At 66.8% G+C, this 10,958-nt stretch carries 5 protein-coding genes and 2 pseudogenes; 6 read left to right on the top strand and 1 reads right to left on the bottom strand.

Annotation, left to right across the window (positions count from 1 at the left end; genetic code table 11):
• Window positions 1-342 (bottom strand): annotated as a pseudogene (locus tag I71_RS11960) (alpha-1,3-fucosyltransferase); the annotation flags it as partial.
• A gap of 372 nt (window positions 343-714) precedes the next feature.
• Here I71_RS11960 and ileS point away from each other — a divergent pair.
• The 6 genes and pseudogenes from ileS (at window position 715) to I71_RS34960 (ending at window position 10,902) form a co-directional block, all read left to right on the top strand.
• Window positions 715-3,544: pseudogene (gene ileS, locus I71_RS11965) on the top strand (isoleucine--tRNA ligase).
• A 148-nt stretch (window positions 3,545-3,692) separates the two neighbouring features.
• A complete protein-coding gene (gene lspA / locus I71_RS11970) occupies window positions 3,693-4,196 on the top strand; it encodes a signal peptidase II (protein WP_042695086.1) in 504 nt (167 codons plus the stop codon).
• A gap of 106 nt (window positions 4,197-4,302) precedes the next feature.
• Window positions 4,303-4,908, top strand: a complete 606-nt coding sequence (locus I71_RS11975; protein WP_049976064.1) for a DUF3035 domain-containing protein — start codon at window positions 4,303-4,305, stop codon at window positions 4,906-4,908.
• A 124-nt stretch (window positions 4,909-5,032) separates the two neighbouring features.
• Complete coding sequence (locus I71_RS11980; protein ID WP_083897118.1) at window positions 5,033-6,430, top strand: pitrilysin family protein; 1,398 nt, start codon at window positions 5,033-5,035, stop codon at window positions 6,428-6,430.
• Between the two features lie 116 nt (window positions 6,431-6,546).
• Complete coding sequence (locus I71_RS11985; protein WP_083897119.1) at window positions 6,547-7,950, top strand: pitrilysin family protein; 1,404 nt, start codon at window positions 6,547-6,549, stop codon at window positions 7,948-7,950.
• Window positions 7,951-8,433: 483 nt separating this feature from the next.
• Window positions 8,434-10,902: an ATP-binding protein gene (locus tag I71_RS34960; protein ID WP_049976065.1), complete on the top strand. Its 2,469-nt coding sequence runs from the start codon at window positions 8,434-8,436 to the stop codon at window positions 10,900-10,902.
• Window positions 10,903-10,958 lie beyond the last annotated feature (56 nt).

The raw sequence follows: 10,958 nt of genomic DNA on the forward strand, positions 1-10,958 counted from the left end.
GTCGACGGCGTCGAGCGGCCGTCGCACATTCTCGCCGGTGAAGAACAGCGACCGGGCCGTGCTCATTTCCCGGGGAGCGGTGCCGAACACCGATATGATGGCGAGGTCGCTGTCATTCCCGACCACGGAGACCTGGAAGCGAGCCGACAGGATTTCCACGAAGAAATTGGCGGACGGATCGAATTCCGGCCAGAAATCGAAGAAGGCGACCTTCAGATTCGGCTTGGCACCGCGTCGTCCGCCGTCCGGTCCGCGCAGGAGGAAGCGGTCCAGAACCGCCGGATCCCGGTTGGGCGTGGCCAGGAAGTCCGACAGGAAATCGCTGGTCCGTTGATCGATCATGCCGAAGACGCTCCCGCACGCACTGGCTGCCGCGAGCGGCCCGCGCCCCGGACAAGCTCGGCGGACACACCGTAATTTTGCCGCCATCGGGTTGCCAGCGGTATTTTCGGGAACCGCCGAGGGGGCCTTCCCCAGTGAAGCTGGCTCGCGGTTGCACAGGGCGCATGTGAGCGGTCCTTGACCGCACGGCCGGCACCGCTAATATCCGGCGCCATGGACGTCTCCTTGCGGATCCCGATGATGATGCGCGCCCCGGCGCATCGCGCGCGAATTACCGGCCCGGCTCTCTGAGGAGGGCCGGGATAGAGACCTGCTGTGTTCCGGGTGGCTTCGGCGCCGCCCGACGGTGATGCTTTCCCCCAGGGATCCGATATGACCCGCGATTACAAATCGACCGTCTTCCTGCCCCGCACCGACTTCCCCATGCGCGGCGGCCTGCCGGCCAAGGAACCCGAGCTGCTGAAGCGCTGGGCCGAGATGGACCTGTTCGGCAAGCTGCGCGCCAGCGCCAAGGGCCGCAAGAAGTTCGTACTGCATGACGGCCCGCCCTATGCCAACGGCAACATCCACATCGGTCATGCCGTCAACAAGATCCTGAAGGACGTCATCGTCCGCTTCCGCCAGATGCAGGGCTTCGACGCCGATTATGTCCCCGGCTGGGACTGCCACGGCCTGCCCATCGAATGGGAGATCGAGGAGAAGTACCGCAAGGCCGGCAAGAACAAGGATGACGTGCCGCTCATCCAGTTCCGCGCCGAATGCCGCCAGTCGCCGAGGAATGGTCGGCATCCAGGCCGCCGAGTTTCGCCGGCTGGGCGTCGAGGGCGACTGAAAGCACCCCTACGCCACCATGACCTTCCCGGCCGAGGCGCAGATCGTCCGCGAGATCCACAAGTTCGCGCTGAACGGCGGACTCTACAAGGGATCCAAGCCGGTGATGTGGTCGGTGGTCGAGAAGACCGCGCTGGCCGATGCCGAGGTGGAATACCACGACCACACCTCGACCACCGTCTTCGCCCGCTTCCCCGTCTGGGGATCGTCGGCGCCGGAGGTGGACGAGGCCAGCATCGTCATCTGGACAACCACCCCCTGGACCCTGCCGGGCAACCGCGCCATCGCCTATGGCGACGAGATCGAATATACGACCTTCAAGGTCACGGCGGTCGCCGAAGGCAGCAAGGCGGTGGTCGGCGAACGCCTCGTGCTCGCCACCGCGCTGGCCGAGAGCGTGCTGAAGGAGACCGGCATCACCGAGTGGAAGCAGCTGCACCGCTTCCCCGGCTCGCGCCTCGCCGGCACCTACTGCCGCCACCCGCTGAACGGCAAGGGCTACGACTTCAAGGTGCCGCTGCTGGCCGGCGACTTCGTGACGACCGACACCGGGTCGGGCTTCGTCCACATCGCCCCCGGCCATGGCGAGGACGACTTCCGCCTGGGCCAGGCCAACGGCATCGAGGTGCCGCAGACGGTGGGCGAGGATGGGCGTTATTACGCCCATGTGCCGCTGTTCGCCGGCCTCGCCGTCTACACCGACCAGGGCAAGACCGGCCCGGCCAACAAGGCCGTGCTGGAGGCGTTCGAGGAAGCCGGGTCGCTGCTGGCCAGCAACCGCATCAAGCACAGCTACCCACACAGCTGGCGGTCCAAGGCGCCGCTGATCTTCCGCACCACGCCGCAATGGTTCATCTCGATGGAGACGAACGACCTGCGCAAGGTGGCCTTGCAGGCGATCTCCGACACCCGCTGGATTCCGGGCCAGGGTGAGAACCGCATCCGCTCGATGATCGAGAGCCGCCCGGACTGGTGCATCAGCCGCCAGCGCGCCTGGGGCGTGCCGATCGCCCTGTTCGTCCGCAAGGCGACCGGCGAGATCCTGCGCGACGAGGCGGTGTTCGCCCGCATCGCCGACATCTTCCAGCAGGAGGGTGCCGACGCCTGGTTCGCCCGCGACCCGCAGGACTTCCTCGGCAACAGCTATTCCGCCGAGGATTTCGAGCAGGTCAAGGACATCGTCGACGTCTGGTTCGAGTCGGGCTCCTCGCACGCCTTCGTGCTGGAACAGCGGCTGGAGGAGCTGGCCTGGCCGGCCGACCTCTATCTGGAAGGCTCCGACCAGCATCGCGGCTGGTTCCATTCCTCGCTGCTGGAAAGCTGCGGCACGCGCGGCCGGGCGCCCTACAACGCGGTGCTGACCCACGGCTTCGTCCTCGACGAGCAGGGCCGCAAGATGTCCAAGTCGCTGGGCAACGTGGTGGCTCCCCAGGAGGTCTGCGACCAGTATGGCGCCGACATCCTGCGCCTGTGGATCATCAATTCCGACTATTCGGAAGATCTCCGCATCGGCAAGGAGATCATCAAGACCCAGGCCGACCTCTACCGCCGCCTGCGCAACACGCTGCGCTACCTTCTGGGGGCGCTCGCCGACTACAGCCCGGCCGAGCGGATCGACGCGGCCGAGATGCCGGAGCTGGAGCGCTGGGTCCTGCACCGCCTGTCGGAGCTGGACAGGCTGGTCCGCGAGAAGGTCGAGGCCTACGACTTCCACGCCCTGTTCGTGGCCCTGCACAACTTCTGTGCGGTCGAGCTGTCGGCCTTCTACTTCGACGTCCGCAAGGACAGCCTCTATTGCGATCCGGTCGATTCGGTGCGCCGCCGCTCGGTGCGGACGGTGATGGAGCATCTGTTCTCCACCCTGACCGCCTGGCTCGCCCCGATCCTCTGCTTCACCGCGGAAGAGGCGTGGCTCGCCCGGCCCGAGGGGCTGGGCTGGACCGAGGAGAGCGTGCATCTGCGCGGCTTCCCCGAGGTCCCGGCGGACTGGCGCAACGACGCGCTCGCCGCCAAATGGGATGTGGTGCGCACCGTCCGCCGCGTCGTCACCGGGGCGCTGGAGCTGGAGCGCGCCAACAAGACCATCGGCTCTTCGCTTCAGGCCGATCCGACCGTGTATGTGGATGCCGCGACCAAGGCCCTGCTGGCCGATGTCGATTTCCAGGATGTCTGCATCACCTCGGCCGTCGAGGTGACGGATGCCGCGGCGCCGGAGGGGGCCTTCACCCTGCCCGACGTCCCAGGCATCGCCGTCGCCCCGGCTCTGGCCGAAGGCGGGAAGTGCGAGCGCTGCTGGAAGGTCCTGGAGGAGGTCGGCACGGTCCACGACCATCCGACGCTCTGCATCCGCTGCTCCGACGCGGTGGCATGACGCCATACACCCAAACCGCGGCTCTATCCCCTCTCCCCCCCGGGGAGAGGGTTAGGGTGAGGGGGGTCCGCCTGCCGGACGCCCCTCGCCGCGCATCCCCCTCACCCCGACCCTCTCCCCGGGGGGGAGAGGGAGGATCCCTCGCCCGATGAACGCCTTCGTCGCCAACCAATCCCGGTCCTACTGGCTGTTCGGGCTGATCGTCGCCGTTCTGGTGGTGGTCCTCGACCAGGGCAGCAAATGGTGGATCCTCGAACAGGTCATGCAGCCGGTGCCGCATGTCATCGAGGTGACGTCCTTCTTCAACCTCGTGCTGGTGTGGAACTACGGCGTCAGCTTCGGCACCTTCGCCGGCGGCGGGGCGCTGATGCCCTATATTCTCAGCGCCATCGCCGCGGTGATCGCCGTCTGCCTGGTCTTCTGGCTGCGACAGGCGGAGCGTCGCCTGGTCGCGCTGGCGCTGGGCTTCATCATCGGCGGGGCGGTCGGCAATGTCGCCGATCGGCTGCTGCATGGCGCGGTGGTCGACTTCCTCGATTTCCATCTCGCCGGCTGGCATTTCTGGGCCTTCAACGTCGCCGACAGCGGAATCAGCGTCGGCGTGGTCCTGCTGCTGATCGACGGACTGTTCGCGGGCCGCGAAAAGTCGTAAGAGTTCCGTCGCCGGTGGCGTTATAACCGCCGGCGAGCGCTGACCTTGCGGCCTCGACCTCCGGGCCGGGTCGCCACGACGTGACAGACGACGGGATCCTCCGAACGTGACCAGCATCTCCTCCGCCCTCTCCTTCCCCCGGACCCGGCTTCCGTTGGCGCGGCTTCCGCTCATCGGGCTGGCGCTTGCGGCGTTGACGCTCGCCGGCTGCTCGGATGTGCGCCGGTCCATCGGTCTCGACCGCCAGAGCCCCGACGAATTCTCCGTGGTTTCCCGCGCTCCGCTGACCCTGCCGCCGAGCATGCAGGACCTGCCGAAACCGCGCCCCGGCGCGCCCCGTCCGCAGGACAGCACCCCGACCCAGACGGCCGCCGGCGCCGTGTTCGGCGGTTCGGCGCGCGGCGCCAAGGCGGCGTCCGGTTCGACCGCCGGCGAGCGGTCGCTGGTCGCCCAGGCCTCGGCCCGCGACGGCATCGACCCGAACATCCGCGCCAAGGTCGACCAGGAAACCACCCAGCTGATCGTCGCCGACAAGAGCTGGATCGATTCGCTGCTGTTCTGGCAGACGCAGGAGCCGCCCGTCTCCGTCGTCGACCCGGCCAAGGAGCAGCAGCGCCTGCGCGAGGCCCAGGCCCAGGGCAAGGCGGTCGATGGCGCCGCCACCCCGACGATCGAGCGCAAGCGCAAGGCGCCGCTGGAAGGCCTGTTCTAACCCCAGTCGGTTCCGGTCGACCCTTTCGGTCTTGTCCAGGACACGACATCACACCAGTTTCCGGGGGCGTCCTTCCCAGCGAAGGGCGCCCTTTCGATTCGGACCTCCTGATCCGGGAGCCCTCATGCCCGCCTGCCTTCCAGCCCGCCGCTTCGCCGCGGCCGGACTCCTCGCCCTGACGATGACCGTCGCGGCCCCCCTGTCATCGCTTCCGCTCGGGCTGCAGCCAGCCCATGCGGCGGAAAAGGGGGTGTTCTTCCCCGAAAGCTTCACCCTGTCCAACGGCATGCAGGTGGTGGTGATCCCCAACCACCGCGTGCCGGTCGTGACCCACATGGTCTGGTACAAGGTGGGCGCCGCCGACGAGGAGCGCGGCCAGTCCGGCATCGCCCATTTCCTCGAACACCTGATGTTCAAGGGGACGGACGCGATCCAGCCCGGCGAGTTCAGCCGGATCATCGCCAAGAATGGCGGGCGCGACAACGCCTTCACCAGCTACGACTACACCGCCTATTACCAGAACGTCGCCCGCGACCGGCTGGAGATGGTGATGCGGATGGAGTCGGACCGCATGGCCAACCTGAAGCTGACCGACGCGGTGGTCTATCCCGAACGCGACGTCATCATCGAGGAGCGGCGCCAGCGCATCGAGAACGAGCCGGCCGACCGCATCGGCGAGCAGATCAACGCCACCCTGTTCGTCCACCACCCCTACGGCACCCCGGTGATCGGCTGGCCGCAGGAGATGTCGGCCCTGACGCGCGAGATGGCGGAGCGCTTCTACAAGACCTGGTACACGCCCAACAACGCCATCCTGGTGGTGTCCGGCGACGTGACCGCGGCGGAACTGAAGCCGCTGGCCGAGCGCTATTACGGCGCCATCCCGGCCCGTCCGGTGCCGGAACGCAAGCGGGTAACCGAACCGCCGCTGACCTCCTCCCGTCAGGTGGTCCTGCGGGACGCGGAGGTGCGGCAGCCGTCGGTCCGCCGCATCTGGGTCGCGCCATCCTATCGCCTGGACCAGAACAGCCAGGCCTATGCGTTGCAGGTGCTGGCAGAGATCATGAGCGGCGGCACCACCTCGCGCCTCTATCGCAGCCTGGTGGTGGACCAGAAGCTCGCCACCTCGGCGTGGCTCGGCTACGGTCCGACCGCCTGGGACATGGCGACGCTCAGCGTCGGTGCCAGCCCGGCCGCCGGGGTGCCGATGGACAAGCTCGAATCGGCTCTGTGGGCCGAGGTCGACACGCTGCTGAAATCCGGCGTGACGGAGGAGGAGGTCGCCACCGCCCGCAAGCGGATGCTGGCCTCCGCGGCCTATGCCCGTGACAGCCTGACAGGCCCGGCCCAGACGCTGGGTGCCGCGCTGGCCACCGGCCAGAGCATCGACGACGTGGAAAGCTGGCCGGTGCGCATCGACGCGGTCACCGCCGATCAGGTGAATGCCGCAGCCCGCGCCGTTCTGAGCCAGACCAACCACGTCACCGGCCTGCTGCTGCCCCCGACCGGAAAGGACAGTTGAGGATGATCACATTTCACGATGTTTCATCTGCCCGCGGGCTTCCTCCCTCTCCCCCCCGGGGAGAGGGTCGGGGTGAGGGGGATGCACTGCGTGGCTTTTTCCGGCTGGCGAAGCATATGCCCAAGACTTTCTCCTCGCTGTGGCTCCCCCTCACCCTAACCCTCTCCCCGGGGGGGAGAGGGAATCTGCGTCTGACTGCTGCGGTATTCTTTGCCACGGCGCTGGCCCTCCTCTCGCCCGCCCAGGCCATGGAGATCAAGCGGGTGGTCAGCCCCGGCGGGATCGAGGCGTGGCTGGTCGAGGACCACAAGGTGCCGGTGGTGGCGCTGGAATGGGTCTTCGACGGGGCCGGCGGCACCGACCCGAAGGGCAAGGAGGGGCTGGCGAACCTCGCCTCCACCATGCTGGACGAAGGTGCCGGGCCATACGATTCACAGGCCTTCCAGGCGCGGTTGCAGGACAGGGCCATCGCGCTGGGCTTCGAGTCCGGCCGCGACGGCTTCGGCGGCTCGATGCGCACCCTCGCCGAGAATCGCGAGGAGGCGCTGGAGCTGACCCGGCTGGCAATGACCGAGCCGCATTTCGCGCCCGAGGCGCTGGACCGCATGCGGGCCTCCGTCATGGCCAGCCTGAGGCGCGACCTCGCCGACCCCAACTATGTCGCGCGGCGCCAGTTCTACGCCACCGCCTTCCCCGACCATCCCTATGGCAGCGAGAGCCGCGGCAGCCTGGACAGCCTGCCGGCCATCACCCCCGACGACCTGCGCGCCTTCGTGAAGGGCCAGTTCGGCCGCGACCGGCTGGTGGTGGCAGCCACCGGCGACATCACGCCGGAGGACCTCGGCAAGGCGCTGGACACGGTGTTCGGCGGGCTGCCGGCCAAGGCCGATGCGACGCCGATCCCCGACGTGACGATGTCCGGCCTGGGCCAGACCATCCTGCTGCCGCGCCCGACCGCGCAGACGGTGATGCTGATGGGCCAGCCGGGGGTCAAGCGCGACGATCCCGACTGGTACGCCGCCACGGTGATGAACTATGTGCTGGGCGGTGGCGGCTTCGGCTCCCGCCTGATGGAAGAGGTGCGGGAGAAACGCGGCCTCAGCTATGGCGTCTACAGCTACCTGATTCCGATGGACCACGCGGCGCTGGTGATGGCAGGCGGCTCCACCGTCAACGCCAAGGCGGGGCAGGCATTGGACATCATCCGCCAGGAATGGGCGCGCATGGCCAAGGACGGCCTGACCGACCAGGAGATGGCAGACGCCAAGACCTACCTGACCGGCTCCTTCCCGCTGCAGCTCGGCTCGACCCAGGCGATTGCCCGCATCCTGCTGCAGGTGAAGCGGGACAGGCTGGGCATCGACTATCTCAACCAGCGCGACCGCTACATCAATGCGGTGACCCAGGCAGACATCAAGCGTGTCGCCCAGCGCCTGCTCGACCCGGCCAAGCTGCTGACCGTGCTGGTCGGCAAACCGGACGGTGTGACGCCGACGCGGACGATCGAAGGGGGCAGTTGAGGAAAGGCCCGACGCCGGATACCGCCGCCCCTCCTCTCCGCCTTCCCGGCATTCCCGCCAGGAGAGGATGGGTGGCGATCCGATCGCGACAGGCGCAGGACGGTCCAACATGCGCTCCGTCTTTCCGGCTGCCAGCCGCCGGTGGGTATTACCGTCAATTTCCAACTTGCCTGACGCCGAGATCGGACAGGCCGGCGATGCCCATCCGCCTGCCAAAGGCCCCTGCACCGACAGTGTCAGGTCAAGGCAAGGTCACCAAGCCATCAGACACCACCAAAGGTGGATGACTTGGATCGGCACAATTTAAAAATCTGAAAAGATCGGCCGCTCTCATTTTCCCCACTATCCCTATTTTCTGACTTGTTTATTATTTGAAAGATGGCAGAGAGGAACATGACAGACTTCAGATGCCCGATTGGCAGACAAGATATCTGAACAATTTCACAAGAGTTCACCTTAGTTCAATTTTGCGGAGCTGACGACATGCGTCCGCATTGGATTGCGGCAGCTTTGTTGCCGCTTGCCGCCTATGCCCTGTTGCTGTTGGTCACGGTCAACCGGTTGCAGCAGGAGATCATCAGGACCAACCTTGAGGATGAGCTTGAACACACCTCGGCCTCCGTCCAGCAGCTGATCCAGCACGAGACGTCCTTCCTCAGCGGCCTGACCCTGCTGCAACGGACCGCCACAGACACTGCATCCGGCGAAATTGCCGAGTTCGAGGCCCGCGCCAGACTGGCCCGCCAGCTTCATCCCTCCATCCTCGCCATCACACTGCGCGACCGCAAACGAACGATCTTCAATGTCGGCGGTGATTTGCCCGGATCTGCGGCCGAGCAGGCGCCCATGGACATGGCATCGCCCGTCTGGACCTCCGGCGTGCCGGAGGTGGGCGACCTGAGCGCCGGAGCGATCCCGCTGGAAATCCCGATCCTGCGGGACGGCCGGGTTGCCTATGTGCTGACTGGGCTCATCGACCCGAGGATGTTCAACGACCTGCTGCGATCCGCGATCGGCCACAAGGGATGGGTCGCCGCCCTGCTCGACCGCTCCCTGTCGATTGTGGGGCGCAGCGAGCAGGGCGAGACCTTCGTCGGCACCAGCGCAACCCCCGATCTGGTCGATGCGATCAGGGCCGGACGCACCGGCATTCAACAATTCCTCACCAAGGAAGGCCGCCCGTCCTATGTGGTGATCACTGCGCTGGGAACGACCGGATGGCGGCTGGCCATGGCCATTCCGATCCCGGTGGCGGAACAGACCTATCGGCCGTTCTGGCTGCGGTTTCTTGCCAATGGCGGCTTGATTCTCCTCGCCCTGGTCGTCGCGGCCTCCGTGCTTGTCTGGCGGAAGGTCCGCAGGCTGGAGGCCCGGACGGAAACCCTGTCGAGCGGACTGGCCCGCGCCAATCGCGAAAGTGACGAGAAGTCGGCATTCATGGCGATGATCAGCCACGAACTGCGCACTCCTCTCACCGGCATCCTCGGCTTTTCAGAATTGCTGGCGAAATCGCCGCTCGCCCCGGTGCAGAAGGAGTGGCTCAAGCTCCAGGTCAGCAGCGGACGCATCCTGCTCAACGTCATCAACGACATCCTGGACTATTCCAAGATCGAAGGCGGCCATGTGACGCTGGAGTCGGTGGAGTTCGAGGTCCGCGGCATGGTCGAGCGCTGCATCGCCCTGGTGGAGCCGATGGCGTCGGCCAAGGGACTCGGTCTGCAGTGCGATTTCTCGCTGGACGCCACCGCCTGGGTCAAGGGCGATCCGATGAGGCTGCAGCAGGTGATCGGCAACCTGCTCAACAACGCCGTCAAGTTCACCAAACAGGGCGAGGTCCATCTCTCCGTCTCGCTGAAGCCGACCGCCATGGGACAGGCCACGATGCATGTCAGCATCCGGGACACGGGGATCGGCATCCCGGCGGACCGTCACGACCGCCTGTTCAAACGCTTCAGCCAAGCCGACGATTCGACCACGCGGACTTACGGTGGCACCGGCCTGGGGTTGGCGGTCTGCAAGGGGCTGGTGGAGATGATGGGCGGCTCCATCGGCTTCGACAGCCTGGAGGGACAGGGAAGCAGCTTCCACTTCACGGTGCCGCTGCCAATGGCCCACCCCCGCTCCGAGGATGCCGACGCGCCACCGCAGAAGGGGATCCGTCCACCGGCTGGCTCGCGCATCCTGGTGGTGGAGGACAACCCGATCACCCGGACGCTGACCCGGACTGTCCTGGAACAGGCGGGATACGGCGTGAGCGTCGCAGGAACCGGCGAGGAGGCATTGGCCACAGTTGGGCGGGAGGCGCTCGACCTTGTGCTGATGGACGTTCATCTCCCTGGGATGGGCGGCCCCGATGCCACCCGTGCGATCCGGGCGATGACCGGCGACCGCAGCCGGATTCCCGTCCTGGCCCTCACCGCCGACGCATTCCATGACGACGTGGCCAATTGTCTGGCCTCCGGGATGGACGGGCATATCGCCAAACCCTTCCGGATCGAGGATCTGCTGCAGGCCATCGCCGCCCATTTGCAGTCCCCGGATTTGCAGTCCCCGGATCTCCCCGATACCGCGCCGGACATGCAGACCGTCATTCCCGCGCCGGAGGCCGGGGCGTTGCAGCCCCGGCCCGGCAGCATCGCCGCAGCCGTCGGCACTGCGCAGGCCACGGCGATGATCCGGATGTTCATCGGCACTGTGAAGACCGCCCTGACCGAGCTGGCGGAGGCCCGCAACAGCCCGCGGGACCTGTACGAGGTTTCCCACCGGATGGTCGGAGCGGCAGGCATGTTCGGCTTCACCGAAATCGTGGTGGCGGCCCGGACCTTGTGTCTGGCCTGCCGATCGGAACAGCCCGACCGGTATCGGGCGGCATTGGGCGATCTCCAGACCACGCTGCAGGATTTCCTCAGACAGGTTCCCGTCAGCGGGCATGAAGAGGCTGCCGAGGACTGACCGCCGGACTGGCAACCGATGCGTCACGCCAAATCCGGCTGGCTCCCCGGAAAGCG

It is taken from the genome of Azospirillum sp. B506, from assembly GCF_000333595.1.
Classification (GTDB): Bacteria; Pseudomonadota; Alphaproteobacteria; order Azospirillales; family Azospirillaceae; genus Azospirillum.

Excerpts from the sequence above, each read along its gene's own strand:
- lspA (WP_042695086.1), top strand. The coding sequence starts at position 3,693 with ATGAACGCCTTCGTCGCCAACCAATCCCGGTCCTACTGGCTGTTCGGG.
- I71_RS11980 (WP_083897118.1), top strand. The coding sequence starts at position 5,033 with ATGCCCGCCTGCCTTCCAGCCCGCCGCTTCGCCGCGGCCGGACTCCTC.
- I71_RS11985 (WP_083897119.1), top strand. The coding sequence starts at position 6,547 with ATGCCCAAGACTTTCTCCTCGCTGTGGCTCCCCCTCACCCTAACCCTC.
- I71_RS34960 (WP_049976065.1), top strand. The coding sequence starts at position 8,434 with ATGCGTCCGCATTGGATTGCGGCAGCTTTGTTGCCGCTTGCCGCCTAT.